Source organism: Catalinimonas locisalis (assembly GCF_038039535.1).
Lineage (GTDB): Bacteria > Bacteroidota > Bacteroidia > Cytophagales > Cyclobacteriaceae > Catalinimonas.
In genome coordinates, this window is the sequence record NZ_JBBPHP010000009.1 from 144,680 (window position 1) to 170,106 (window position 25,427).

The window sequence follows — 25,427 nt, forward strand, 5'->3', positions numbered from 1 at the left end:
CCTACAGGAGCAAATGAAAGAATAGTTGCTCAGGCTTTCTTTGTGCAATCGCTATATTGCTTTTGCCCCAAATGACAATAATCCGTAGGTTTGGCGGTTAAAAATCTAAAAAAACATGAAGCTACTGCATACCTATTCCTTTCTTATCTTATGCTGCTGTTTGCCTTTTCTGGCAATGGCACAGGACAAAGAAGATACTAACCAATGGGAGGTCAATACGCCACACGGTGACTTTAAAGAAGTCAGCATCACCACCGACGAAGGCACCTGGATGAACCTGGATGTGAGTCCTGACGGGCAGACCATCACCTTTGATCTGCTGGGCGATATCTATACCCTGCCCATAGCCGGGGGAGAAGCCAGCTTAATTCGCGAAGGGCATGCCTACGAAAGTCAGCCCCGTTTCAGTCCCGATGGTACACAAATCGCCTTTACCAGCGATGCCGGAGGTGGCGATAACATCTGGCTGATGCATACCGATGGCAGCAACGCACAACAGGTAACCCGGGAAGACTTTCGTTTGCTCAACAACCCCGCCTGGACGCCCAATGGGCAGTACATTGTTGCCCGCAAGCATTTTACCTCTACCCGCTCACTGGGTGCCGGTGAGATGTGGATGTATCACATCAGCGGAGGCAGTGGGATTCAACTGACCGAGCGCAAGAACGACCAGCAGGATGTTAACGAACCCAGTGTTTCGCCTGACGGACGCTATGTATATTACAGCGAAGATATGTACCCCGGTGGCTACTTTCAGTACAACAAAGACCCTAACAGCCAGATTTATGTGATCAGGCGCTATGATCGGGAGAGTGGAGAAACGGAAACCGTAACCGGAGGGCCGGGTGGAGCCTCACGTCCACAAATCTCTAATGATGGCAAGAAACTGGCCTTTGTCCGCCGTATCCGAACCCAAACTATCCTTTTCATCCACGATCTGGAAAGCGGTGAAGAGTGGCCAGTATATGATGGCCTCAGCAAAGACCAGCAGGAAGCCTGGGCGATCTTTGGCACTTATCCCGGCTTTGACTGGATGCCCGGTGATGAGGAGATTGTGATCTGGGGAGAAGGCAAACTCTGGAAAGTAAATGTAGCAGAGGCCAACGCTACTGAAATTCCCTTCAACGCTACTGCCACCCATCAGATTGTAGAGGCTTTGCACTTTGAACATGATCCTGCCCCGGAGCAGTTTAACGCCAAAGTGATCCGCCATGCCATCACCTCTCCTGATGAGAAGACTTTATATTTTAATGCTCTGGGGTATCTCTGGAAGAAGGCATTACCCAATGGAAAGCCCGTGAGACTTACTGATGGAGAAGACTATGAATTTGAGCCGACCATATCACCCGATGGTAATACGCTTGTGTATACGAGCTGGAATGATGAGACCTATGGGGCAGTAAATAAGCTAAGCCTTAATGAGAGAAGGGCTAGTCCGGTGAAACTCACCAGCATAAAGGGTAGCTTCCGTACCCCTGCTTTCTCTCCCGATGGCAAAAGCATTGTTTTCCGCAAAGAGTCGGGCAACAGCGATCAGGGCTATAATTTTGACAAAGAGCCCGGCCTGTACCTCATTTCCACAGAGGGCGGAGAAGCCAGGAAAATCACCGATGAAGGTGAGGAGCCTATGTTCAGCGCCGATGGACAGCGCATCTACTATCAGGCGGGCTATTTCAATCCTGATGGCTCGGGCAAGAAGTTCAAAAGTGTTAACCTGAATGGAGAAGACGAGAAAACACATTTCTCCTCCAGGTACGCCACTCAGTTCATCCCCAGTCCCGACGGCAAGTGGATTGCCTTCACCGAACTATTTAAAGTATACATCGCGGCTTTTCCTCAGGCAGGCAAAGATCTGGAACTAAGTGCCAATACAAAAGCGGTCCCGCTGGTACAGGTAGCCCGTGATGCCGGTATCAATCTGCACTGGTCAGCCGACAGTGAAAAGCTCCACTGGACCCTGGGTGAAGAATATTTTACCACTGAGCTGAGCAATAGCTTCGCCTTTCTGGAAGGTGCTCCCCAGGAACTTTCTCCCATGGATACTACCGGCCTCAAAGTGGGTCTGCAGGTTGACTTTGACAAGCCGGAAGGTCTGTTGGCACTCCAGGGTGCCCGCATCATCACCATGAAGGGAGATGAGGTCATTGAAAACGGCACAATTCTCATTGAGGATAACCGCATACAGGCCATAGGCTCAGCCGATGAGGTAGAGATTCCGGCCTCGGCAGAAGTGGTAGATGTCAGTGGCAAAACCATCATGCCCGGTATCATAGATGTACATGCCCATGCTCAGCATTTCAGGGATGGCATTACTCCCCAAAAGCACTGGCCTTACTATGCCAACCTCGCCTATGGCGTCACTACCATGCATGACCCTTCGGCCAATACGGAGATGGTGTTTGCTTATTCGGAGTTGGTCAAGGCAGGGAATATGGTAGGGCCCAGGGTTTTTTCTACCGGCACAGTACTTTATGGAGCGGAAGGTGATTTTAAGGCCAAGGTTAACAATCTGGAAGATGCCCGCTCCGCCATTCGCCGTACCAAGGCTTTCGGAGCATATTCTGTTAAAAGCTACAACCAGCCTCGTCGTGAGCAGCGGCAGCAGATTATACAGGCCGCGCGTGAGGAAGAGATACTGGTAGTACCTGAAGGGGGCTCCTTTTTCTTCCACAATATGAGTATGATCCTGGACGGCCATTCCAGCATTGAACACAACATTCCGGTAGCACCGGTCTATGATGATGTCATCCAGCTTTGGGCAGCCAGTAAGACTACCTATACCCCTACCCTCATCGTTAATTATGGCGGCCTTAACGGGGAGTATTATTTTTATCAGCATTCCAATGTGTGGGAAAAAGAGCATCTGCTGACTTTCACGCCCCGGGGAATGATAGATGCACGCTCCCGCCACAGGACGATGGCCCCGGAAGAAGAATATAAGAACGGTCACATCCTGACAGCGGAAAGCTGCAAGGCACTGACTGACCAGGGGGTAAAAGTTAATCTGGGTGCGCACGGACAGTTGCAGGGACTGGGTGCGCACTGGGAACTCTGGATGCTGGAGCAGGGAGGCATGACCGAAATGGAAGCACTACGAGCAGCTACCATGAATGGCGCCTATTACCTGGGCATGGACAAGCATATCGGTTCGTTGGAAGAAGGAAAGCTGGCCGATCTGGTAGTGCTGGAGGCCAATCCGCTGGACGATATCCGCCATACCGAGCAGGTAAGCCATACCATGGTCAACGGCCGCCTGTATGATGCCAAGACCATGAACGAGACTGGCCTTTATGATCAGGCTCGCAGCAAGTTTTACTGGGAACAAAACAAATACAACCAGCAGTTTGACTTCCACATGGAAACACGTTCGTTTATGAGGCCTGAGTGCCACTGTGGAGTACATTAAAGAAATGAAGATGTTTCTAAAACCGATTGCCGGTTATTTGGAAACCTAAGAAATACTGTTCCTAAGCCTTAGCCTGTGTTGACCCATCGGCTAAGACTTAGTACACATTGATTTCACCTTGCCCTCTTCATGGTGATTTGGTCTATACAAAGCGAGGAATGGTAATATGGGGATAGGCAAATAACCCTCAATTTTAAAAGTGTATAATTCTGACTGAAAGAGACGCGCGACTTACTTTCAATCTCAACTCTATTTTCAAACTGTAGCTCGTCCAGTTCCAGGTATGAGCTTTCATTACCCATTCTGTAATAATCGGTATCAAAAGTAATAAGGGTATCGGCATCTATACGGTATGAGCCTTCATGATAAGATACATATCCCAGTACATTTCGGGAAGCATCCAGAACTTTACCTACCCTGCTAAAAGTACCATCCTGAAGATAAGTGGTTTCATTTCTGAAAATCACCGGAGGTGAAACTTCCACTTCATTCTCCATATACCATGTACCGCTTATTAGCACTTGAAGGTCTTCTTCTTGCAGGTCCTGCTGGCAGGAAAAAAACAAAAGAGAAAGCCACAGCGATAGAAGCCCCCTCTGGACATACCTATACATACAAACTATAATATGAGGATAGTAATTACACATCTTTAAGTTTAATATCAGAAACATTTTCCCTGCCGAGAGTTGGAAAGCTTGCTGGCGTAGCATGAATTCATTAAAAAGTACATAGTAAAAGACATTTTAAGAGCTTGATTTGAACCTAAGTAGCTACATCGGTAAGTTTGGCAAGCCTTATGCTTTATTTATTTGAGTAAGCATGAACGTGCTGACACCTTAGTATTGTTGACAGAACTGTAAGCTCAGAATACACATGAAGCAAATCAACCAATTCTTTATCCTGTTATGTATCTTTCTGCTGGCCTGTGGACCTAGCGAAGAAGAGCAGTTTGAACAGCAGGTAAGAAGCCGCGCCATTGACTATTTTGCCACCTATCAGCAGCGAGAAGACTGGAATAAATTTCTATCCTTCTATCATCCCAAAGTTACTTTTACGGATGCAGCTCTGAAAACACGTACCCGGGGAATAGATGCTTTTGAGGAATTTTATAACTGGCCTGACTCAAATTTTCAGAAGATAAGTCCGGCACAGAAGCACCTGGAGGTGCAGGATATCGTAACCCAGGACAGTCTGGTGGTAGCACGAGGTCATTTTAACCCCTTCTACTGGCATGGCGAAAAGCAGGAGTGGACCGGAGGCTTTACCATCTGGCTATATTTTGACAAAAATCTGAAGATCAGGCATCAGGTAGATTACATTCAGTATCCCGCTTCCGTGATATTGTCAGCAAGGAGGTAAACCGTATTTCTGTTGGAATGACTGTGTTCATGAGCTTTAAACTATATAACCAAAAATTACCATCATTGCTCCCAGCATAGTACAAGTGAGTGATAAGATGAACCAGTCGTTACTCCAGCAACTGAGAGAAGTAAATTTAGATAGCAGGGATTTTCTGGGTAAATTCTCTTCTCCAGACACAATTTGAGAAATTGTCATCAAAGCGCCAGCAAGCAGATATACCAGCCCTAACACAGTAATAAGAAAATTTAAGCCAAGCATAGGCAACCAATTTTACAATTATCAAAAGCATATGATTTATCCTGTTATACTACGCTGAACTTATTGCACAGTATTTCATTTCAAACGAGCAGCAGATTGAAAGTATCACCTAACCTTCCACCATAGACCAAGGTTAAAATGCAGTACATCCATAGACCTTTGTTCTATTCCAATCGGGCTCATACCATAGCGGTAGTTAATGGAGGTTTGTCCACTCCATTTTTTAGCAAAAGAGTATTCAAGTCCCAGTGTTCCCTTTAAAGAACCAAAGTATGTGCGTGCATCTTCAAAACGGTTGATTTGCTCATATTCTAATACTTCTCCACCGGATATGTCTACAAACTGATACCTGAATTCCTGACGCAGCAATATATCCAGACTGGCACCCAGTCCTGCCATCAATCTCCAGTCATAGTTTAGCGGAAAATACTGGCGCAGTTGTAAAGGGATATGTATCAGTTGATTCTCAACATTGATGGTATTGGGTAAATTTTCCATTTCAGAAATCCCCGGATAACGGGCCAATTCTTCCTGAGTGTAACGCTCCTGCTGCCTTACGCCTTCGAGCAGATAGCTCAGGCGGTAATGTGTTAGGCCGGTCATCAGGCGTGTATTATCTCTTTTTTTCCTAAACAGCTCAATGCTAAAATCCTGGCTCGGAGTCAGAAAACGTCTTCCAATATCCGGGTCAGGTATAGCAAAACCAGCGGCTATGCCTAGCCTAAACTGTAAGGGATTTTCCTGCTGGGCAGCCTGACGTTCTTCCAGTTCATCATACATCGTATAAGTATAGCCTCCTCTCACTTCTCGCTGAAGTAGCGAAAGTGAATCATGCATATCAGAAAAAGTAGAAGCCAGAAAATCCAAAGCTTGCTGTGGCTGTGATGCATTTGACTGCTGCCCTACTCCCACCATGGGCCGAAATGCCCAGGGTGATGTGTCTAAACCAGGTGAGTATCCCTGCAAGTTGCTAATAGCTGAAGGATTGTAAAATTTATTTGTATACCGGGCTTGTAGCGGTGAAGAAATTTGTCCTTTGTCCCTGTCATTTATCCCAGCAATACCACTGCCCAAACCTCTCAAATAACTTACTGTGGGGCTTTTGCTTATTCCTGTTCCACCAGCATCTTCCACAATATATACAGTATCAAGTATGGATTCACGGACAGTATCCCGTATGTAAACAGTATCATATAGATATAAAGGGGTGGAAGACGTTTCCTCCTGTTGTAACATCTGTGCTATGGAAACTTTCTCCTGCCTGGTTTGCCAGAATATACCCAGATTGACCAAAGTTAACAGCAGCATAGCACTGCCAAATAACCAGCCTCCCCACTTCACATACCAGGGCACTGGCACTGGTGTGACCGCATCCAGACGCTGCTCCAAACGGCTCCAGGTGCTTTCGCTAAAAGGAGGCTGATGCCCCTGCACCTTTTCCTTAATTTTTTTATCAAATTCCCTTTCTTCCATAGTGACTTTGATCTATACGTTGCATTTTCTTTTGCAATTTTGCCCTGGCCTTGAACAAATTTGACTTTGACGTACCCTCACTGATATCCAGCATGCTGGCAATCTCCTGATGGTTATACCCTTCTACTGCGTACAGATTAAAAACCAGACGGTAGGCAGGAGGCAGCTCACTGATCATGGCTTGAATTTCCTGAGCAGAAAGTTGATCAATGACGTTTTCCTGCATCTGTTCTTCTTCCAACTCTATCACATCCATATGGTGATAATGCCTTAATTCTTTGCGATACAAATCAATAGCAGTATTAATTACAATGCGCCGCAGCCAGCCTTTAAACGATTGCTTTATATTGTACTGATCCAGGCGGGTAAATACTTTTAGAAAAGCGTCATTCAGAATTTCTTCTGCCTCAGCTTCATACTGAGAATAGCGCAAAGAGATGCTCATAGCATAAGGGAAAAAATGCTTGTACAAGATTTTCTGAGCTTTCCTGTCGTTCTTTTTACACTTATTGATGAGTGATAACAAACGACGATCCTCCTGCACTTCAGGCATAAGGTTAGTTTTAGCGTGGTTTTTTCCCGTTACGGTGAAGTTTTAAAAACCGTTGCCTCCATCAAAAGTTTTTTTTTACCTTATATTGAAGAGGCAGGCAACCGACTGAAAGGAAACTGCGTATGGGGAACGAATTCGTAAATATCCTAAAGATGCCTAAGATTATTCCGTATCTGATTTTATTCTCTTCGCTTTACCTGATCAGTTGTGAAGACATTGGTGAAGAAGAAAAAAGAAAAGGAGAACCTATTGACATTCAATTGCTCACCGCTTCACCCTGGATTATCGACAATTTTAGCGGTGGTGAGGCGTTAGAAGGTCAGTTCATGGTATTTTCTGATGATTTTTCTTTACAGCTAATTAACAGCGATGCCTCTCAGCAAGAAGGACAGTGGGCAGTAGCCGATAACGAACGGCTAATCATTCGTATGCAGGCTTTGGACGAGCCATACAGCTTGTTGGATGACACCTGGGTCATGCTTTTCCAGAGCGATACAGACTTAAACCTCATCGTTGAAATCAGCAGTAGTTCAAAATCATTCTCAGCCAATAGTACCAACTATAGTGCTCTCCCCAAAAACGATGACGATGACGATAGAGATGACGATGATAACGACGATGAAGATGATGATAGCGATGACAATGATGATGACGACGACGATAACGACGATGGAGATGATGATAGCGATGACAACGATGACAATGATGACGATGACGACTAAATCAATAATATTTTCCTAATAGAGTTTGAGTATCTTCTATATCTTCTTACCCTTATCCAAATACAAGCTGTGAAAAAAGAAATTTACCCACAACTTAGTCAATACTGCACGCCTATTCCCTGTACGATGCCCCAATGTCCGATCGGTACGCGTGATATGTTTTCCAAAGAAGGAGTCATGCTGATCAATCAATTCCTCTCCCATGACTTGAGAGGCCCTTTATCTTCAGCGATTGGTCTTTTGAAACTGATACAGGAAAAACCGGATTTGCTTGAATATTTAAAATACTTAGCCTTGCTGGAAAACTGTCTGAAACGAATGGATCATACTATTCATCAACTCAATGAACAGTTGAACCAGGAAGCTATTTTCAGCAGGGCACACAAAAAATAAACTGATTTTTTTCTTTTGCAGGCAACCCTTTCTCTGGATATCCCGTGCTGTAGGTGATTTTTAAGAAATATATCTAAACCAAAAAGTAAAGACACATGGATATCAAAAAGCTATTATTTTTACCCTGTATGTTAGGCCTGCTGATCCTTGCATCATGCTCAGATGATAATAATGATAACATTAGCCCAGTTGCTGAACGGCCGGTATACGGTAACCTCAGCCTGAGTACTATCATGGATCTGAGCACACCGTATGAATATATTTTTAATCCCCAAAGTAACAATGCCCGCTTCCTGGAGGAAGATGTAAAAGCCAGTATCCGGGCAAAAATTGATGAGATTTTTCCTGATGCCACCTATATTGATGAAATAGAAAGCGATACCGAAAGAGGTATTCCCGTGTGGGAAGTAGAACTGGAAATGCCCTCTGGTGCTGAAGTAGATTTTTATATTTCCAAAGACCTGGAAGAAGTAATAAAAATCAGTGGGGATGATGATGATATTGATTATGAAATTGAGCCGGGAGGTGATTTTATCACTTTGTCACAGGCAATTAGCTCAGCTCGTCAGTCTGTATCCGGAGAGGTAGATGAGTGGGAATTAGAACTCAACGATAATCAGGTATGGGTGTATGAAATTGAGTTTGAAGACAGAGACGATACCGAAGTATTTGTGCACGCCTACACTGGTGAAGTAATCGCAGTATACAGAGATGACGATGATGACGATGACGACGATGACGACGATGACGACGATGACGACGATGACGACGATGACGACGATGACGACGATGACGATTAATAGTCAACTTATTTAGGATAGAAGCTGATGAAAAAAAACAGTTTCTTCCGAAATCTATCAGATTTTGAATAATTCGTCTCAGAATATATTACATCACAGGGTTCTGAAAAGTATTCAGAACCCTTCTCATACATAAATTACATAGCAAAGAATATTTTTCAGTTTATTTGCCAGATCAGGGGCTTGATGCCTGACCCATTTGAACAGAGTACTTCCCCTTAAATAATTTATGCAATTCTCATTTTTAAATGCTTTTTTCTTAATAGCTTTAGTAATAATATAAACTTACTACATGAGGTTACTGCTACTGATCGGCTTTTTGATGCCTCTCTCCCTCAATGCCCAACATCTTCGGGCCGGGCTCATGTACACTGATATCTATAATGCACACTTTGTAGAAAATCACACGCCAAAATGGCATTATTCACTGGGGTTTAGTATCAGTATTGATCCCCCTGACTGGTCGCCTTTCTTACTACAATATGAAATCCGCTACGCTGAAAAAGGCTATCAGACGCAGATCAGTGATGGGGGCGCTACCTATAATTTTCAGCTGGATTTTCATTACCTCTACCATACCCTTTTGGCAGCCTATGAGCTTACGCCTGAGCTGGCACCTTATGCAGGACTGGAAGTAGGGGCACTTATGCGTACCAATCTAGTCACCGCTACTGAGAAAATCCACCTCAAGGATACTTATCGTGAGGGCGATTTGGGCTGGGTTGCCGGAATACAGTTTTTCCGAAAGTCAAAGTTTAGTGCTGACCTCCGGATTGCCAGCAGTATATTCCCTCAGCTGCGCTACGAGTCATTTGATAATTTCGGAAATCCTACAGGCAAAGTCAAAGGATTAAATCATCTTACCGTAGAAGCCGCAGCAATGTTCAGACTATTCAAATTCAGCTATCAGAAATGAAACATACTTGCCTATTGTCTATACTGCTACTGCTCAGTGGCTGCGGTGAAGTGTATATACCCGATCCGGTAGAGCTACGCATTCCTAAATATACCGAAGATGGTAATCAGGTAGCGGGCGCTATTATCAATGGTGAAAGCTGGAAAACAGAATACGATTGCGGATTTCTTGCAGGGTGTGATTTCCCATTACAAATCTCTTCATTTCCCAATGCAGATAGTTTGGTTCTTATTTTTTATGGCAGATTACAGGAAGGACTTAACAAAGGCAAATCGGTAGATCTAAAGTTTGTGTTTAAAAACCAGACTATAGAGGATTTTTGGGATTTACTACAATTGAAAGACAGTTTATTTATCGTTGATAGCGCCAATGTGCTGGCAGGCATAGGTGATCTAAACCCTTTTTTTAACGATAGCACTGCACAAACTTACTGCAATAGAGGACAAATGTTTTTCAGAAAAGCAGAGCATATTGCTGGAGATCAGGACAATGCTCCCAGCATCATCCTAGCAGGAACTTTTGGGCTGGAATGTGATCAAAATGGTGAAATAGCCACTGTTTATAAAGGGCGCTTTGATTTTTCTTTAAAAAATATTGATGTTTACTTTTAGGAAGAAAATTGGAATTAATTTTCCACTTCCTTAAATCCTAACGCTTCAGCTTTATCTTTCTGCGCTGGTAAAATATTAATGTAAATATTATTGCCACTCCAGCAGGTACACGCCATACATAAATTTGCTTCGGCAGCTAACTCATTTTTTACTTCCAACTGAAGTATGTTTAACCCTTGGCTAGATAAGTACGCCTTAATATTGTCTTTGTATTCATTTTCATGCTGAACTCTTTCCCAGGGATTTGCACATTGGGTTTCGGCCTTCATCATCTTAATTTTTGCTACATCACGATTAGCTTTCAAATCCTCTTCACATGAAAATCCAATAATAGTGAGCACTATAAGTATAAAAAACCTTTTCATAAGTATCTCCTTTTTCTCATAGACTCCTATATTCACCCTTTGGTTGGAATTTACTCTTTTGTATTCATCTTACACTACTGACCAATATGAAACACTACTATACCCTAATAGGACTTCTGCTATTACTCTTTCTAACTGCTTTTGAAACCAGTGCACAGAAACTTAAGCAAAATCGGATTCAGGAGCTTAGCCGTCAACACCTGAAAGCAGGAATTGCCGAACTAAAAGAAATTCTCTCCATACCCAATAATGCCAGCTACCCCAAGCATGTGCAGGCCAATGTGGACTGGTGTGATCAGGCTTTTGGCAAACGTGATTTTCAGACACAAATCCTGGAAACTGATGGGCCACCCCTGCTGCTCGCTACACAATTTATCATGCAGGAACTACCTACCGTACTGGTTTATTTGCAGATAGATGGCCAGCCGGTGGATTCTACACGCTGGTTTCAGGAGAGCCCTTACGATCCTGTTCTCAAAGAAGCGAATGCTTCTGGTTCCTGGGAAACGCTAAACTGGGATAATTTAAATAATGATTACAATCCTGACTGGAGAGTTTTTGCCCGCTCGGCCTCCGACGCCAAAGGTCCGGTGCTCATGTTCCTGAAGGCGATGGACATCCTGGCTGAGCAAAATGTACGGCCTGCTTTCAACCTCAAAGTCATCATGGATTTTGAAGAAGAACTGGGTTCGCCCCATCTGCCCGGTGCTGTCACAACCTACGCTGAAGAGTTGGAAGCTGATCACATGATCATCCTGGACGGTCCGCGTCATCCTTCCAATAAGCCTACCCTGACTTTCGGAGCAAGAGGAATACAGACGGTCACACTCAAGATATTTGGTCCTAAAAATCCGCAGCACAGCGGGCACTACGGTAATTATGCACCTAATCCTGCCTTGCGCATGGCCCAGTTGCTGGCTTCTATGAAGGATGAATACGGCAGGGTAACCATTCCCGGCTACTATAAAGGCATAACGCTGGACGAAGAAACCATTGCGCTGCTCAAAAACGTACCGGACGATGAAGCTGCTATCAAAAAGATGATTGGCATTGCCGGTCAGGACAGCGTAGCCGGTTTTTTACAGGCTGCTCGTCAATATCCTTCGCTCAATATCAGAGGCATGCAATCCGGCTGGGTAGAAGAAGAAGTGCGCACCATCGTGCCTGACTTCGCCATTGCTGAAATTGACATGCGTCTGGTCAAAGAATCTGATCCGGACTATCTGCTGAATTTGTTGAGAGATCATATTAGTGCGCAGGGTTATCATTTTGTGGAAGGCGAGCCTACCGAAAATGAGAGACAGGAGTACGACAAACTGATCAATATGGAGCATGAGTTTTCTTACGGAGCTTTTCGCACAGAGATTGACTCGCCCACTGGAAACTGGCTAACTGCCGCTCTGGAAAGAGCTTTTGGTAAAACGCCTATCCGCATACGTACTTCAGGAGGTTCAATTCCTATTTCTCCCTTTGTGATTACTTTGGGGGTACCCGCCGTAACTGTACCTACGGTTAACTCAGACAATAATCAGCACAGCCCAAATGAGAATCTGAGGCTAGGTAATTTTGAAGAAGGTATTCAGACGGTAGTAGCTATTCTTACACAACCGATTGAACGAAAATAAATCTGGAATACAATAAGTTCTTGATTTTCAATGTTCTTAATTCTAATTGGTGCGGAATATGTAAGAAATTGTAAGAGGTACAACTTTTATTTTTGATTCCTGAATTTACATTTGTCAGCTGAAAATATTACTCCCACGTATTATATTAAAGCTGTTTTGTTATGCAATCTATCAAAAACATAATCAGAGATGAGATTAATCTATTCATGCTCATCGTGTTTCTAGTCTTTGTATTTGACTTTGTAACCACCACCTCCCTATTAGATCAGATCCTGGACGGACTTATACTCATGGTCACTATGGTTTACTTTAAGTTCAAAGGAGTCCTTTAAACAGAAAAAAGTCATTTGAATAATCATTTATTAAACCTGAAGCTTTATTGATCAGGTAAATTCTTTGCATAGTTCTTTCCGATCGGAACTACTTCATCATCAAGGCATAGCTGATGTCTTTGGATTCTGCTTACTTTGTCTATTGCTACGATGTAAGATTTGTGTACTCTCGGAAACTGGACTTTAGGCAGTATTTTTTCAACTTCCAGCATAGGCATTCTCGTCATCACCTTCTGATCCTTGAGCACAAACTGCACGTAGTTTCCACAGCTTTCTACAAACAGAATTTCCTCCACTTGTACCCTGACTTTTTCATATCCGGTTTTTAACAAGATAGAATCACTATTCTTCGCATGCCTTTCTATGATAGGCAAAGCCCTGTTGCAGGCCTTTAAAAAACGTGAAAAAGAGAAGGGCTTGAGCAGATAATCTATCGCTTCCAGCTCGTAACTCTGCACTGCAAATTCAGAATATGCTGTAGTAAAGATAACACTGGGAGGTGATGATAGGGACGCCAAAAATTCCATTCCTGTAATATCAGGCATCTTAATATCCAGAAAAAGCAAATCATGAGGCTGTTGATTTAAATATTCTACCGCTTCCAATGCGTTAAGAAAGCTTGCTTTCAGTTCTAAAAAAGGTACTTTTTGAGCAAATTTTTCAATGATTTGCAGCGCAACCGGCTCATCATCTATGGCAATGGCTTTGATCATATTTTAAATTGCTTTTACATGTAAAAAGATAATTGTATTGAGCTTAATGAAGATAAACTGATAGATGCACAAAAAATTCTGACGTAGTCTGGTGTATGGAAAGCTCATGCTTTTTAGGGTAGAGAAGCTCCAGCCGCTGTTTCACATTGTCCAGCCCTATGCCGTGATTATCACGCTCAGGATCTGAAGCCAGTTTGTCATGAATGCTGTTATGAATATCCAGCTTCACTCGCTGAGCATCACCCTGTATAGAAAGATTTATCCAGGATTTGCGCTGTAAGCTTATTCCATGCTTAAAGGCATTTTCTACAAAAGGGATCATAAGCATAGGCGCTACTCTAATATCATGTATCTGATCTTCATCGGGATAGGAAGTTAGCATTTGAATATCAGAATTGGAAGCCAAACGAAGTTGCTGTAAGGCTACAAAGTGCCTTATGTAGGCTATTTCCTTTTCAAGAGTAATCTTTTCTGTGGTATTTTCCCTCAATAGATACCGCATCATATCTCCCAGCTTCTGTATGCCATCAGCAGTTTGGGGAGCATCTTCTACCAATGCAATGCCATATAATGTATTCAGAGCATTGAACAGGAAATGCGGATTGACCTGATGCTGTAATTGTACTAAGTTACTCTGGTATTGAGAGAGTGAGCCTTGCAATAGATTGAGCTGAGCCAGGCTCTCTTTATTCTGACGATACAGCATATAGGATATGGGAGTGATGATGACGATACCGATAAAAAACAAAAAGAATATGGGCAGAATCATTTCCCCATGCTGAAAACCCAGATAGCTTGATGTAGCAAAGCCACATATTAATGATGTGGAAATGATTACGGTAAAATAGCGGGATAAAAGTAGTCTTCGGTGATCGGTTCTATACACCCAGTATAGCAGTAGAACCCCCTGAATCACTAAGCTTGGAATAACACATACCCATATGCCTTTGATGAGTGAATTGCCCAGTAGCGTAGTATTGAAGAAGTACAAAGCAAATGCCCACAAATTAAGCAGAAGCAATGTGTTTTTGAGCATAAGCATTTCTCGTTTACGAATTGAAAAATACTTATCAACCAGCGTATGAATGAGTGTCTTTACAATGGCGTATCCAACAAAAGGCAAATAAAAACGAGTGGAAGCATCAATAGATACAGAAAAAATATCGTTTAGGTGTGCTTGGTTCAATTGATGAACAAACTGAAACCACCAGGTAATGTGATTACTTTCCTCCCACATCATCACAACAGTAGTCCCCAAAGACAAGACCAGAATAATCAGATACCCGTAAAGGGCTCGCAGGAAAGTTCTGCTGATATCTTTTGCTTTATCCCAATAGCCTAGTAGCCATATATTGGAAAGTGCATAAGACAAAAACACCATAGTACTAATAAAATACTGAGATAAGAGCGCTAAAATGGGCTGAGCGTAAGTGCTTCCTCCCTCACTTTCATCTGGTAGATTCATATAACCTACTCTGTAAACTGTAATCCCAATCAATGCTATTGAATAGATTGCAATCGCTAACCAACGTTCAAACTTATTGAAATCCATACAGGCTTTTTACAATCATAGGGCCCACCCATAATACTTTCAATAAAATGTGATGAAGGATGCTAAAAATGTGACGAATAACCTGAAAGCCTTTTTTATCATCGGTTGAAACCCTCTCCCTCTTCTACTGGTTGTTGGCAAGGAAATATACATTTGTTGAATGGACAACCTTTATTCAGGTTTGCTTTCATGTAAGATGCATCAGCTACGATAACTCCAAATAGTACAAAATCCCACGCATAGCCGCAGCATGGAGCTGTCATGGAGAAGAGCTGGACACAGCATGGAGCTAGGCGAGAGGCACTTTCTTGCTAAATTACAATTTGCACCCATCCGGGTACTGCTATGCTATAGGTAAGCTTTGAGCATCAATAAGTAGTTTTTGGGAAATGCTAAGCCCATAAATGCATTTCTTAGGAAGCTTCTATGGGCATGAGACGAGTCACAGGAGGTTCCTACATCTGATCCAGTTGAGGAACAGACAATTCTTCTACATCCCAATGGGCACGTTTGGCTCCTGCCTGATAGGCACTTTCCAGAAAGCTGAGTAAGGCAGCTTTGGGGTCCTCCAGCTCACGAATATCATCATACATCAGCAGCGCCATAGGTGAACCATTGGCGTCTATCCATTGGGCTGTAGATGGGCGAAGCTTTTCCCGATCCAGACCTTCGGGAGAAGGATATGTATAAGAATAAAAAGCCGGTGCCGGAGTATTCTCATCGCCTGCCCAGAAGCCAAAGCTGATCACTTCATGTGAATAGGCATCTTTTTCTACCACAGATGCCTCAGCATCCATAGCGGGAGCTTTTTTTCCTGAAAAACGCGTAACGGTCAGGTCCATATGGTGCCAGTAGATATGTACCGGACAGCTCTTACCATAATACCGTCCGCTAAATTCTTTGAAGACTCCGTCTACCCACAGCATGATCTTCCAAAACCGCCTGATATAATCTATATCCCAATGGTGGTACTGCTTTATCTTATCAAAGCTTTCCTTTATGGGTAGGTCAAATGGTCGGGGAATGATATCTACTTCAACCCCTATCTCCTGCAAATGCATACAGAACAACTGGTAAAACTCGCCTATTGTCATGCCATCTTTCAGCGGTATCTGTACATCATCCGCCCAGCTACTGATGATTTCCACACGACTGTCTTTGATATTAAGATTGACCTCAAATACCTCCTGCTCAAAAGGTATGCTGCGGGTGCTGAACCCCTTGGCACTGACATGCTCAGTAATATACCACCAGTGATTCTTTCGCGGCATGAGTTGGAGCTTAACTTTTCCAATGATTTGTAAAATCAGATGCAGCGTCATTTTACTGTCTTCCCAGGCTGCCAGAGGCAAGGAGGGTAATGAGGATGGTGTAGCTGATGATTGCATGAGTAAAAAGTTTAAGTTTCCAGAATAAAAATCCGTATGTATGCTACTAGCTAAAATACGAGTAAAAGTATATTTGCAGCCATTAGATGATATTTTTCCAGAAAAATATATTTATCTTAGACTTAGTGACTATTTTATTGACGGTAATAAACGTCACATTTTGCTTCTCTCACAAGATAAGATACTATACTACATACATCTAATGCATAATGCTTCGTTAAGTAATTGCTGCTCCCATATAGCAGTAAAATAAAGCATAGCCCATGCAGATCAAAGTAAAAAAAGAGCCGCATTCTCTCAGAAAAGCGCTAGGAGTATACTTCATCCTCTTTCTACTTTATTTTGCAGTAGCCATCGCACCATCTATCTGGCTTGATGAAAGCAACTGGCAGAACCTTCCTTTTCTGCGCTGGCTCAATCTTATGCTCATTCCGCTCATCTTCAGCCTGATCATCACCCATACATCCCGCAAAGCACACCTCTACCTTACCCATCTGGCTGAACCGGAAGTTATCAGGCAGCGCCTGCTACAGTCGTTTCAGCAGCAGGGCTACAGTATCGTCCGTGAGCTACCTAAAAGAGTGTACCTGCGTTCCCGTTTCTTCCTCTGGGATTTCCTTTTGGGGAGAGGCGCTTTGCAACTGAAGGAAAAGAAATCATCGGTACAGATCAGTGGATGCTGGAGCAAAATTCATCAACTGGAAAAGCTCACTCATGAGGGAGAAATACTCCTCCCTAATCCCAAATAATTTCTCCTTTCTGCTTTGCAACACATCAGTTATTAATACTCACTACCAGACCGCAATTCTCCATCGTCTGGTCAAGTGCCATGCCGATAAACATTGGATAAGACCAGCTTTTATACCTTCCCCATATATCCCCCGAATATTGAGGCATCACCTGCTCCTGAATGGTATCTATCAGAGGCTGAGCCTTTTCCCCCAGGTTCCGCACACTAATGGCTGCCTGCAATACTACCGGCTCGTTCTCATGTTGCAACATACGGGATAGTTCCTGATAAGCTCCTTCATCTTCTATCTCTTTGATCAGAATCTCTGAAGCCAGTATGGCTACACTGGGTGATTCATCCTGTGATAATCTACTCAACACATTGTACTGAGAAGCGATATCCCCCTCATAAGCATCCAGAGCCACCAGCGCCCAGTAACGCACTCCACTGTCTTCGGATTCCAGGTAAGGCATCAGTTCCCTCGGATCTCCCACTTTACCTACCAGATCAGCAGCCTGCAGTATACCAGCGGTGGCAAAGCTGCTGCTGTCACGGGCCATCTCGTAGACACTTCTCCCCTCTTCCTGAGCGCGCAGCATCATTTCTCCTTCGTTGAGCAAACCGGTATCATGATGGCGCACCATCCAGTCGTAGAGGTTTTGCTGCATCTCCTGTGCCCGGGCCCGCTGCCCTTCTTCCCCAATCAGGTTATGCAGTTCATAAGGATCATTCTGCAGGTCATACAGTTCTTCAACCGCCTTGGGCATAAACATGTCCTGGGCTTCGGGGGGAAGTTCTCCATCTGCTTTTACCCTGAACAGTTCTTCGTAACCTCGCTTGCCCCGGTTAAAGATGACTGCATTCTGTATGTAGGGCTTATGCGGCATAAAGTGACGAATATAAATATATCGTCCATCGTAGACCGAGCGGGCTACATCATAGCAGTCGTCTGCCCGGTCACGGTAACCGTAGCTGTATGCTTTGGGCTGAACCTCTTCTCCCAGAAAGTTTTCCCCCTCCATCATCTGCGGCACTTCGGCACCCGCCAGAGAAAGCACAGTAGGCGCAAAATCCACAAAGTTCACCATCTGCTCAACATCCTGTGCCGTAAGGTTAGAAACCAGTTCTTTATACTGCTCCGGCACATGCAGCACAAAGGGTACCTGTAAACCGGAGTTATACAGCCAGCGTTTGTAGCGGGGCAACCCAAAACCATGATCACCAAAAATAAAAATGATGGTATTCTCATATTCCCCATCTTCCTTGAGCTGCTGCACCAGCTTACCCACTTCCTGGTCAAAAACCGTAATCAGGTCGTACTGATGCGCCCATATGCTTTTGAACTCATCGGTTTTGGGATAGTAAGGAGGAATCTGTGCCCGCTCAGGATCATGCTTTTGCTCCAAAGACTCCGTATCTTCCGGCCTGTCGCTATTGGCGTGCCCTTCGTGGGTGATGCCAAAATTAAATACACTGAAGAAGGGCTGCCCTTCCTGACGATTTCGCCAGTGCGCTTCTCCCCCATTCTCATCCCAGCGTCCTTCGGCACTAAAATTATAGTCGGTCTTGGCATTGTTGGTCGTAAAATAGCCGACATCCTTCATGAGTTCGGGCAATGTGCGCAGGTTTTCCGGTACGGGTATATCTGATCGCAGATGCTGCGTGCCCAGCGAGGTAGCGTACATGCCGGTGATCAGCGTAGACCTTGCCGGGGCGCAGATGGGTGCATTGGAAAAAGCTTTTTGGAAGACATACCCTCCTTCCGCCAGTTGGTCAATATTGGGCGTAGTCGCATAGTCGTCGCCATAACATCCCCAGGCAGGGCTGATGTCTTCGGCACTGATCCAGAGAATATTGGGAGGCTGGGGCTCCTGACAGGCATAGAAACTGAGGGCAATCCATAAGAATATTAAGCTGCGTTGCATATAGTTGATGATAGGTTGTTGTAAATCGTGTTACTTATTTCGCCAAAGCTTTTTTCTTCACAAGCTTTCGGAAGAGATTTAATATTTAGCACTAAACCGAAGCTTTACTTTATTCTCCTTCCTGACCCGGCATCGGATAATTTTTGTTGGCATCATCCAGTATCAGTATCCAGTCCTGCCCCCGTCCCGAGCTGGGCGGTGTGAAGGTCTGCATACCGGTATTATCGCTGGTGTGCAGAAAATCGGTAATGCCATAGCGGGGATCGTACCATGAAGCAGTGACCGCATGGGAATCAATCTGAGAAAGATCTACCGTAAAAGGCGCTCCCCTTGGAGAATATACCAGCGCGAAAGAAGCATCACTGGCAATCATGGCCTTGATCTTTTCTCCGCCCCGCTCCGGTCCGTCCAGTACGAGCGCAGTATCCGGTACCAGCAGGGTAAAAGGGCGCGACTCAAACAGATTACGTACATGCTTCATCTGGAAGCTGCCCGCATGGTCAATGGCATCGTACCAGGGTACGTTGGCACCGATGGCGGGATCACGCCCCGGCTCCCACATCTGCCAGATACTGTTGTGTCCGTAGGTATGCCCGCAGGCTCCTTCCAGCAGTGAAAAATAAGCAGCCTGACGTGCATCATAATCGTCAAAGCGAAGGTTCTTAGGGTCTTTCTGATTGTAAAAGCCTACCAGTATGTTCTCATAGCGCGGCTCACCATCCAGTGTCGGTTTGACAGGCTTTAACTGATAATCATGGACAGCGAATAACCCATTATCATGATCACGTGCCCCGTGGGAAGACTGAAACATATTAAAGTCCAGCCATTCCGCTTCATGAAAGAAGTCGGAGGACAGGCCCGGTCCGCGGGGATGATAGGTAATGAGATGCGTGCCACCATCACCTTCTCTCAGTCCCTGCGCCATGGCTTCAATGATATCTCTGTCTTCTTCGGTAATGATATTCTGGTCGCCGCCCAGTATCCAGATGATGGGCTTGTCCTGATAGCGTTCTCCCAGATAGGCTCCGTAGCTACGGGCATTCTCTACGGTAAAAATACCAGACTCATCAGAGGCATCCGCCTTCCACTTGTCTCCCCAGGAGGGCAGCATACCGATAAACATATCCAGCGCAGCGGCTTTGTCTACGATATAATCCACATGCTCAAAATAAGCCTCATTGGGCTGGGCAGGATCATTATCTTCCAGAGGCGTGGCACCATAAGCATTAGGTACATTCAGACCGCCAATCTGCGCCAGCACCACGGCCTGAATCACCGTAAAGCCTTTTTCCGACCGGTTCTCCAGGTACTGATCAGCTTCTTCCCTGTCCAGGCGGTGAAACAGTTCCCAGGCGGTATCTCCCAGATAAAAGAATGGCGTACCATCCTCATACATAAGGTAGCGTCCGTTGTCAGAAACTTTAAGCCCAGGCGCAGGCTGCGCAAGGAGTAGGTGTGTTAAGAAAAGTAATGAGAGTATTCCCGTAATACGTTTAAGGTTTGGTTGTTGCATTTTGGTTTTTTAGTGAATATAAAAGCTTATGGCTAAGTCAGCAAACCCTAGCCTCAATAAAAAGCCGGAAGAATCGTTAGCGATGTCTTTAGCAATTGTTAAATTAGAAAAAAAATTAAGCGCCTAAACGACTACACAATGCGACTATCCCTACTATCCGCTTTAATACTTGGACTTACCGCCCTTTCCTGTGCTTCCAATGCTCAGGATATTCCCAACAAAGATGCACAGATACAGGCTGCTGTTATGGCTGCTCCCGAAGACAAACGGGCAGAGGCCACCGTACTGGGTTTTGATGCGGAAGGTAAGATCGTGACGCTGAGAGAAGGTAGCAACAATATGGTTTGCCTGGGCGATGATCCCAGCGCCCCAGGATTTAGTGCCGCCTGCTACCATAAAGACCTGGAGCCTTTTATGGCAAGAGGGCGCCAACTGAAAGCGGAAGGCAAATCTCCCCAGGAAATTTTTGACATACGAGAAGAAGAGGCTAAATCCGGTGAACTGGCAATGCCCGAAGCTCCGACTACCCTGCATGTGCTTTCCGGACAGAATGGACAATACAATGCGGAAAGTGGAACAGTAGAAAATGCCAATTATCGTTATGTAGTCTACATTCCTTTTGCCACCGCCGAATCTACCGGCTTGCCGGAAAGCCCTGTGGTACCCGGCGGCCCCTGGATCATGGACCCCGGCACCCACCGCGCCCACATCATGATTTCTACTCCTCCTCAGGAGTGATGGTGTTATGGTTCTGGGTGGTGTTATGGTGTTATAGTTTTGGGAGGATTAGCTGACTTAAGCGGCAATTATTAATAAATGGTAAAAGAAACTGTAAGGCTTTGGAGCTTGTCATGCCGTCAGGCATCTTAACCATTATCCCAAAGGATATTAAGAAGTGACTGCACCAACAGAATTTTCCTACAAACTTAAAGATCAACATTTGTATGTGAATCATCTGACTTCAAGACGGTAAAGATCCCTCCGCAAGCTCCGGGATGACAGTTCACGGATATGAAGGTTATTATTACAAAGAACTTGGAAAACTTAACTGAAAGCTTACGCCCCTACCATGCCGTTAGGCCACCCTGGCGGGGCATCTTTACCATCATCCCATAAAAGATCAAAGTGGTGTTGTGAGTTAACAGCAATCGTAAAAGTTAGCGTCCGTATATTAATCAGCTATCTTCAGGGCGGTAAAGATCTCTCCACTGCGTTGCGAGATGACAGTTCGCGGATATGAAGGTTCATATTACAAAGAACTGTGAGGACGAAGCTGAAAGCTTACGCCCCTGTCATGCCGTTAGGCATCTTAACCATTATCCCTAAGGATATTAAGAAGTGACTGCACCAACAGAATCTTCCTACAAACTTAAAGATCAACATTTGTACGTGAATCATCTGACTACAGGATGGTAAAGATCCCTCCGCGTTGCTACTGGATGACAAACAGCATTCATTAAGGTAATCAATACTAAGAACTTTGAATGCAAGAATTTAAAGTATAGGAGCTTGTCATGCCGTTAGGCCACCCCGGTGGGGCATCTTATACTCTATCCCATAAATACTCAAAATGATACCGCGAATTCAGAGTTTACCGCACTCTTTAAGGTTGGTAAATAATGGTTAATTCTCTATTAATTTTTTCACCCACCTTATTTAGAAATGGATTCATAACATATTGGATCATATACTCTGTTGCTCCAAGTTTTAATTCCATAAAGGACGTTGAAGATAATGGACGAATCATCAATGTAGTAAACACTTAAGAAAATAATTTTTCAATTTCTAAATTCCCGATCTTTTTAAAAGGTCGTCCAAGTATAAATCTGCATCAACTTGGGAAGTCGTCATTTTATGCATATCATATTTTAATGATACAGAAAATGGATAAAGAATTAGGCTTTCAGAATCCATATGAAAAATGATTGCTTCGCATGTGCCCTTAAAACTATTTACAATTTCCTGTTGTAGAATTTCATTTTTTAACAGAGCACTAATTGAGCTTGTTGCCGAAATTAGTTCTAATATTCCCCACCTCTCTCCTACTATTAATTCTGTCCATATGCAGCCAATACCCTCCTCTTTATTAAAACCTAGTTCTTCGGCAGTTATACTGAAAGAAGGATTTTTAGGGAATGCAAATGAAAAACGGTAAGAGTTCTCATCATCAATTTGTTCACGAACACCTTTAATCCCTATCTGGATCTTTTTACCATTGATTTTGTAGTATCCTTCTGGGTTCCACCTTTTATTCAAGGTTAATTTTGAAGAAGACTTGCTAGTCAATAATTTTTTAAAATCATGAAGAAGACTATTTACATGAAGTGTCTTAAAGATTAATTCATAGCTGTAAATTCTTGCCATTTCTTTTAGTTAAGCTCAACAACCTGATAAAGCTAATTTATCTCCTTTATTCCTTATACCCCTCCCAAAATACAGTCTTTTATGAAACTTTGCTTAGGTTTTACATAAAACAACTTTCTCCGCCTTCCGGTAAAACTTCCGAAGGACTGAGTACATGGATTTGTGCTCCGGTAATTTTTCCGAGAGGCGGAGCGCATGGATTTGGGCTTCGGGATTTTTTCCGAAGGGCTGAGCCATTGGATTAGTGTTCCGGCAAACTTTCCGAAGCGTGAAGCAGCCTGTCCCGCCCTCCGGCAAAACCTCCGACGCACGGAGCACATGGATTCGTTTTCCGCTGTCATTTTTCTTACTTCTCTTCACACCTGTTTTCAGTCAGACAAAAGTACCAAAGCAGCTATAAAACCCTATTTTTCAGCACATTGAGAGGAATCCCCTGGCATTTCATGTCCAAATGTATTTTCAAACTCCCTTTCTCTTACCTCATACAGATCGTGCCTGATTCTGCTCATTATTTCGGCAAATTCAGCAAAATATTTGTCCAGGCAATCTCACTTAAAAACTTAGAAGTGAGATGATTAAACAAAACTTATTCATTCAACAGACTTATATCGCTTTGCAGAATGTGCTGAGCGATGCGGAAATGCTGAGCCTACTCGGCAAGTTCAGCTATAATGAAAAAAAGCTAAAGGAAGCGCTGAACAGTCTGTTGCAGCTCAAAGTCCTCAGGCAGATGCATTATGAGGCTATGGGACAGTCGCGCCTGGCTACCGCCCAACTCAAACAGGCCAGGAATACCTTGCTGGCCATCTTCCGCATACATCAGGATACTGCCAAACTGGCATACAAGAGGGAAGCTGACTACCATGATCATCTGAACATCTGTGGCAAACGCAGAAAAGCTACTGCTGACTGGCTGGCCGATGCGGAACGCTTTTATGAGCTTGTACCCGCCGCCATGATGGATAAATACAATGTGCCGCTGGAAGAGCTGACACAGACAAAGCAGATGGTACAGCAGGTGATGCAGTTGCTGGCCACCCAGGCACTCGCCAAAGCCCGGGCGCAGGATCTGACCCAGCAAAAGCAGCAGCAAATGGAAAAGATGGAGCTGTGGATGCGTCAATTTTATAAAGTGGCTAAGGTAGCCCTCAGTGATTCTCCCCAGCAAATGGAAGCCCTGGGCATAGTAGTGCCGTCTTAATTATTACAGATTGTAGAGGGTGTTATAGTTCTTGGTGTTATTGTGTTATAGTTTTAGGGTCGTCAAGGGGTGAAGCTATTATAGCAACTTCTACTTAAAAAGAGGGTTTGCATTTCATCAACAATAGTGCTAAGCCAAACTCTTAAATAAAACTATTATGCAAATATACATTTCAACATTCGTATTCGTTGCCTATGCATATTTTGCGAACTTCTAAACGAACCATAACACCATAACACCATAACACTATAGCACCATAATACTACTCCTCCCCCTCTGAAGAAGTAGTTTTGCTTTGATTGACTTCTAATTCCGTATAGTTGCCCAGGTCCAGCGTCCAATCATAATCTTTAAATTCTATATCGGCATCGGCATCTTCGGGGATAATACCGTAGCGGCGCAGCATATCTTTAGCCCCATCCAGTCCGTCAAAGTCACCCCGGAACCAGCTGATCAGCGAAGTTACGTATACTTTTTCTTCCTCCGGCTTATAATCAGTAGTGCGGTCCAGAAACTGCTGTGAAATGATATCCAGTTGTTGATCCAATTGGTCAGCATCATAAATAGCGATATAGGGACAGCTTTTAGCCCCACAGTTGAGCGCAAAATGAATACGGGGATCGGTCTCGCTCACCCGAAAAGTTTTCTCAAAGTCATCGGCAAAAGGGTCCTGTATCAGCCCCAACGACCACTTTACCTTAGAGCCGCGAATGATGCCGTGCTCAATATCATCCAGGCTAAGTGATTCTCCGGCGATGGTAATCTGCTCGCTGGTAAAAAACTTATCCCTATCCTCAAATTTTTCAGGATTTTCCATCAGGATATGCTGCACAAAACCATTGTAGACATTGATAAAGAAAGCTTTTTTGGCGGCATCAGTATCCAGTGCGTCTTCCAGCGCCTGCACAGGTGCATTGGCAAGCTGCTCTATGATTTGGGAGGCATCCTGCTTGTCTTTTGCTCTTTGTACCAGCTGTTGAGAGAGTTGCAGATAGTCAGTAGCATGTACTTTTTGTACTGAATTTGCATTTGCAGCATTATTCTTGTTTGTATCTCCTGGAGAACAATTCAGAAACAGTGCTGTGCATATGATGAATGTAGTAAGCATATTTTTCACAAATAATTGATCCTTAGGAAATCCAGCGTTCATATGTAGTACGTAACTTAATTGTCTTACGGATTGATTTCATTTTTTATATAACGCAATTGGCGTTCGTGAAGCTAT

24 protein-coding genes are annotated in these 25,427 nt (G+C 44.0%); 12 read left to right on the top strand and 12 right to left on the bottom strand.

Translation table 11 applies throughout. The annotated features are described in order from the left end of the window. Positions 1–115 precede the first annotated feature (115 nt). On the top strand, positions 116–3,406 hold the full coding sequence (locus tag WJR50_RS14065) for an amidohydrolase family protein (RefSeq protein ID WP_341293930.1): 3,291 nt from the start codon (positions 116–118) through the stop codon (positions 3,404–3,406). 113 nt (positions 3,407–3,519) lie between these two features. Here WJR50_RS14065 and WJR50_RS14070 read toward each other — a convergent pair whose 3' ends face one another. Then, positions 3,520–4,020 (bottom strand): hypothetical protein, encoded by a 501-nt coding sequence (locus tag WJR50_RS14070; protein WP_341293931.1) that lies wholly within the window; start codon positions 4,018–4,020, stop codon positions 3,520–3,522. 259 nt (positions 4,021–4,279) lie between these two features. Between WJR50_RS14070 and WJR50_RS14075 the strand changes: the two genes are divergently transcribed. After that, positions 4,280–4,765, top strand: coding sequence for a nuclear transport factor 2 family protein (locus WJR50_RS14075; protein WP_341293932.1), 486 nt, complete (start codon positions 4,280–4,282; stop codon positions 4,763–4,765). A 366-nt stretch (positions 4,766–5,131) separates the two neighbouring features. On the opposite strand, the gene WJR50_RS14080 is transcribed toward WJR50_RS14075, so the two are convergent. Both WJR50_RS14080 and WJR50_RS14085 read right to left on the bottom strand, forming a co-directional pair. Further along, the gene (locus WJR50_RS14080) at positions 5,132–6,499 is read right to left on the bottom strand and encodes a hypothetical protein (protein WP_341293933.1); all 1,368 of its coding nucleotides are present in this window, start codon (positions 6,497–6,499) and stop codon (positions 5,132–5,134) included. Next, entirely contained in the window at positions 6,480–7,052 is a 573-nt protein-coding gene (locus WJR50_RS14085; RefSeq protein ID WP_341293934.1) for an RNA polymerase sigma factor, read from the bottom strand. Before WJR50_RS14085 ends, WJR50_RS14080 begins: the two co-directional genes overlap by 20 nt. Positions 7,053–7,204: 152 nt before the next feature. Here WJR50_RS14085 and WJR50_RS14090 point away from each other — a divergent pair, with 152 nt between their 5' ends. From WJR50_RS14090 to WJR50_RS14110, 5 genes are all read left to right on the top strand, one after another. Further along, the gene (locus WJR50_RS14090) at positions 7,205–7,774 is read left to right on the top strand and encodes a hypothetical protein (RefSeq protein ID WP_341293935.1); all 570 of its coding nucleotides are present in this window, start codon (positions 7,205–7,207) and stop codon (positions 7,772–7,774) included. Positions 7,775–7,843: 69 nt separating this feature from the next. Further along, the gene (locus tag WJR50_RS14095) at positions 7,844–8,167 is read left to right on the top strand and encodes a histidine kinase dimerization/phospho-acceptor domain-containing protein (protein ID WP_341293936.1); all 324 of its coding nucleotides are present in this window, start codon (positions 7,844–7,846) and stop codon (positions 8,165–8,167) included. 95 nt (positions 8,168–8,262) lie between these two features. After that, the gene (locus tag WJR50_RS14100) at positions 8,263–8,967 is read left to right on the top strand and encodes a PepSY domain-containing protein (protein ID WP_341293937.1); all 705 of its coding nucleotides are present in this window, start codon (positions 8,263–8,265) and stop codon (positions 8,965–8,967) included. Positions 8,968–9,259: 292 nt separating this feature from the next. Continuing rightward, the gene (locus tag WJR50_RS14105; RefSeq protein WP_341293938.1) at positions 9,260–9,883 is read left to right on the top strand and encodes a hypothetical protein; all 624 of its coding nucleotides are present in this window, start codon (positions 9,260–9,262) and stop codon (positions 9,881–9,883) included. Further along, positions 9,880–10,494: a hypothetical protein gene (locus tag WJR50_RS14110; RefSeq protein WP_341293939.1), complete on the top strand. Its 615-nt coding sequence runs from the start codon at positions 9,880–9,882 to the stop codon at positions 10,492–10,494. The genes WJR50_RS14105 and WJR50_RS14110 overlap by 4 nt, the downstream gene beginning before the upstream one ends. A 14-nt stretch (positions 10,495–10,508) precedes the next feature. Here the strand turns inward: WJR50_RS14110 and WJR50_RS14115 are convergent, their stop codons facing one another. Then, positions 10,509–10,859 (bottom strand): hypothetical protein, encoded by a 351-nt coding sequence (locus WJR50_RS14115; RefSeq protein WP_341293940.1) that lies wholly within the window; start codon positions 10,857–10,859, stop codon positions 10,509–10,511. 86 nt (positions 10,860–10,945) lie between these two features. Between WJR50_RS14115 and WJR50_RS14120 the strand changes: the two genes are divergently transcribed. Both WJR50_RS14120 and WJR50_RS14125 read left to right on the top strand, forming a co-directional pair. Continuing rightward, positions 10,946–12,484: a M20/M25/M40 family metallo-hydrolase gene (locus tag WJR50_RS14120; protein ID WP_341293941.1), complete on the top strand. Its 1,539-nt coding sequence runs from the start codon at positions 10,946–10,948 to the stop codon at positions 12,482–12,484. 161 nt (positions 12,485–12,645) lie between these two features. Continuing rightward, on the top strand, positions 12,646–12,816 hold the full coding sequence (locus WJR50_RS14125; RefSeq protein ID WP_341293942.1) for a hypothetical protein: 171 nt from the start codon (positions 12,646–12,648) through the stop codon (positions 12,814–12,816). A gap of 44 nt (positions 12,817–12,860) precedes the next feature. On the opposite strand, the gene WJR50_RS14130 is transcribed toward WJR50_RS14125, so the two are convergent. From WJR50_RS14130 to WJR50_RS14140, 3 genes are all read right to left on the bottom strand, one after another. Continuing rightward, positions 12,861–13,529, bottom strand: coding sequence for a LytR/AlgR family response regulator transcription factor (locus tag WJR50_RS14130; protein ID WP_341293943.1), 669 nt, complete (start codon positions 13,527–13,529; stop codon positions 12,861–12,863). 43 nt (positions 13,530–13,572) lie between these two features. Next, positions 13,573–15,081, bottom strand: coding sequence for a sensor histidine kinase (locus tag WJR50_RS14135; protein ID WP_341293944.1), 1,509 nt, complete (start codon positions 15,079–15,081; stop codon positions 13,573–13,575). Positions 15,082–15,536: 455 nt separating this feature from the next. Continuing rightward, the gene (locus tag WJR50_RS14140; protein ID WP_341293945.1) at positions 15,537–16,469 is read right to left on the bottom strand and encodes a DUF5996 family protein; all 933 of its coding nucleotides are present in this window, start codon (positions 16,467–16,469) and stop codon (positions 15,537–15,539) included. A 263-nt stretch (positions 16,470–16,732) separates the two neighbouring features. Here WJR50_RS14140 and WJR50_RS14145 point away from each other — a divergent pair, with 263 nt between their 5' ends. Continuing rightward, positions 16,733–17,218: a hypothetical protein gene (locus tag WJR50_RS14145; RefSeq protein WP_341293946.1), complete on the top strand. Its 486-nt coding sequence runs from the start codon at positions 16,733–16,735 to the stop codon at positions 17,216–17,218. 25 nt (positions 17,219–17,243) lie between these two features. Here the strand turns inward: WJR50_RS14145 and WJR50_RS14150 are convergent, their stop codons facing one another. Both WJR50_RS14150 and WJR50_RS14155 read right to left on the bottom strand, forming a co-directional pair. After that, on the bottom strand, positions 17,244–19,124 hold the full coding sequence (locus WJR50_RS14150; RefSeq protein WP_341293947.1) for a sulfatase-like hydrolase/transferase: 1,881 nt from the start codon (positions 19,122–19,124) through the stop codon (positions 17,244–17,246). A gap of 109 nt (positions 19,125–19,233) precedes the next feature. Next, entirely contained in the window at positions 19,234–20,637 is a 1,404-nt protein-coding gene (locus WJR50_RS14155; protein WP_341293948.1) for a glycoside hydrolase family 140 protein, read from the bottom strand. 138 nt (positions 20,638–20,775) lie between these two features. Between WJR50_RS14155 and WJR50_RS14160 the strand changes: the two genes are divergently transcribed. Then, positions 20,776–21,375 (top strand): hypothetical protein, encoded by a 600-nt coding sequence (locus WJR50_RS14160; RefSeq protein ID WP_341293949.1) that lies wholly within the window; start codon positions 20,776–20,778, stop codon positions 21,373–21,375. A gap of 1,047 nt (positions 21,376–22,422) precedes the next feature. Here WJR50_RS14160 and WJR50_RS14165 read toward each other — a convergent pair. Then, positions 22,423–23,001, bottom strand: coding sequence for a hypothetical protein (locus WJR50_RS14165; protein WP_341293950.1), 579 nt, complete (start codon positions 22,999–23,001; stop codon positions 22,423–22,425). Positions 23,002–23,054: 53 nt separating this feature from the next. Beyond that, a complete protein-coding gene (locus WJR50_RS14170; protein WP_341293951.1) occupies positions 23,055–23,342 on the bottom strand; it encodes a hypothetical protein in 288 nt (95 codons plus the stop codon). A gap of 230 nt (positions 23,343–23,572) precedes the next feature. On the opposite strand from WJR50_RS14170, the gene WJR50_RS14175 reads away from it, so the two are divergent. Then, entirely contained in the window at positions 23,573–24,202 is a 630-nt protein-coding gene (locus tag WJR50_RS14175) for a PQLLE family protein (protein WP_341293952.1), read from the top strand. A 262-nt stretch (positions 24,203–24,464) separates the two neighbouring features. On the opposite strand, the gene WJR50_RS14180 is transcribed toward WJR50_RS14175, so the two are convergent. Further along, positions 24,465–25,310, bottom strand: coding sequence for a DUF547 domain-containing protein (locus tag WJR50_RS14180; RefSeq protein ID WP_341293953.1), 846 nt, complete (start codon positions 25,308–25,310; stop codon positions 24,465–24,467). Between the last annotated feature and the right edge of the window lie 117 nt (positions 25,311–25,427).

Excerpts from the sequence above, each read along its gene's own strand:
- WJR50_RS14065 (WP_341293930.1), top strand. The coding sequence starts at position 116 with ATGAAGCTACTGCATACCTATTCCTTTCTTATCTTATGCTGCTGTTTG.
- WJR50_RS14070 (WP_341293931.1), bottom strand. The coding sequence starts at position 4,020 with ATGTATAGGTATGTCCAGAGGGGGCTTCTATCGCTGTGGCTTTCTCTT.
- WJR50_RS14075 (WP_341293932.1), top strand. The coding sequence starts at position 4,280 with ATGAAGCAAATCAACCAATTCTTTATCCTGTTATGTATCTTTCTGCTG.
- WJR50_RS14080 (WP_341293933.1), bottom strand. The coding sequence starts at position 6,499 with ATGGAAGAAAGGGAATTTGATAAAAAAATTAAGGAAAAGGTGCAGGGG.
- WJR50_RS14085 (WP_341293934.1), bottom strand. The coding sequence starts at position 7,052 with ATGCCTGAAGTGCAGGAGGATCGTCGTTTGTTATCACTCATCAATAAG.
- WJR50_RS14090 (WP_341293935.1), top strand. The coding sequence starts at position 7,205 with ATGCCTAAGATTATTCCGTATCTGATTTTATTCTCTTCGCTTTACCTG.
- WJR50_RS14100 (WP_341293937.1), top strand. The coding sequence starts at position 8,263 with ATGGATATCAAAAAGCTATTATTTTTACCCTGTATGTTAGGCCTGCTG.
- WJR50_RS14105 (WP_341293938.1), top strand. The coding sequence starts at position 9,260 with ATGAGGTTACTGCTACTGATCGGCTTTTTGATGCCTCTCTCCCTCAAT.
- WJR50_RS14110 (WP_341293939.1), top strand. The coding sequence starts at position 9,880 with ATGAAACATACTTGCCTATTGTCTATACTGCTACTGCTCAGTGGCTGC.
- WJR50_RS14115 (WP_341293940.1), bottom strand. The coding sequence starts at position 10,859 with ATGAAAAGGTTTTTTATACTTATAGTGCTCACTATTATTGGATTTTCA.
- WJR50_RS14120 (WP_341293941.1), top strand. The coding sequence starts at position 10,946 with ATGAAACACTACTATACCCTAATAGGACTTCTGCTATTACTCTTTCTA.
- WJR50_RS14125 (WP_341293942.1), top strand. The coding sequence starts at position 12,646 with ATGCAATCTATCAAAAACATAATCAGAGATGAGATTAATCTATTCATG.
- WJR50_RS14130 (WP_341293943.1), bottom strand. The coding sequence starts at position 13,529 with ATGATCAAAGCCATTGCCATAGATGATGAGCCGGTTGCGCTGCAAATC.
- WJR50_RS14135 (WP_341293944.1), bottom strand. The coding sequence starts at position 15,081 with ATGGATTTCAATAAGTTTGAACGTTGGTTAGCGATTGCAATCTATTCA.
- WJR50_RS14140 (WP_341293945.1), bottom strand. The coding sequence starts at position 16,469 with ATGCAATCATCAGCTACACCATCCTCATTACCCTCCTTGCCTCTGGCA.
- WJR50_RS14145 (WP_341293946.1), top strand. The coding sequence starts at position 16,733 with ATGCAGATCAAAGTAAAAAAAGAGCCGCATTCTCTCAGAAAAGCGCTA.
- WJR50_RS14150 (WP_341293947.1), bottom strand. The coding sequence starts at position 19,124 with ATGCAACGCAGCTTAATATTCTTATGGATTGCCCTCAGTTTCTATGCC.
- WJR50_RS14155 (WP_341293948.1), bottom strand. The coding sequence starts at position 20,637 with ATGCAACAACCAAACCTTAAACGTATTACGGGAATACTCTCATTACTT.
- WJR50_RS14160 (WP_341293949.1), top strand. The coding sequence starts at position 20,776 with ATGCGACTATCCCTACTATCCGCTTTAATACTTGGACTTACCGCCCTT.
- WJR50_RS14165 (WP_341293950.1), bottom strand. The coding sequence starts at position 23,001 with ATGGCAAGAATTTACAGCTATGAATTAATCTTTAAGACACTTCATGTA.
- WJR50_RS14170 (WP_341293951.1), bottom strand. The coding sequence starts at position 23,342 with ATGACAGCGGAAAACGAATCCATGTGCTCCGTGCGTCGGAGGTTTTGC.
- WJR50_RS14175 (WP_341293952.1), top strand. The coding sequence starts at position 23,573 with ATGATTAAACAAAACTTATTCATTCAACAGACTTATATCGCTTTGCAG.
- WJR50_RS14180 (WP_341293953.1), bottom strand. The coding sequence starts at position 25,310 with ATGCTTACTACATTCATCATATGCACAGCACTGTTTCTGAATTGTTCT.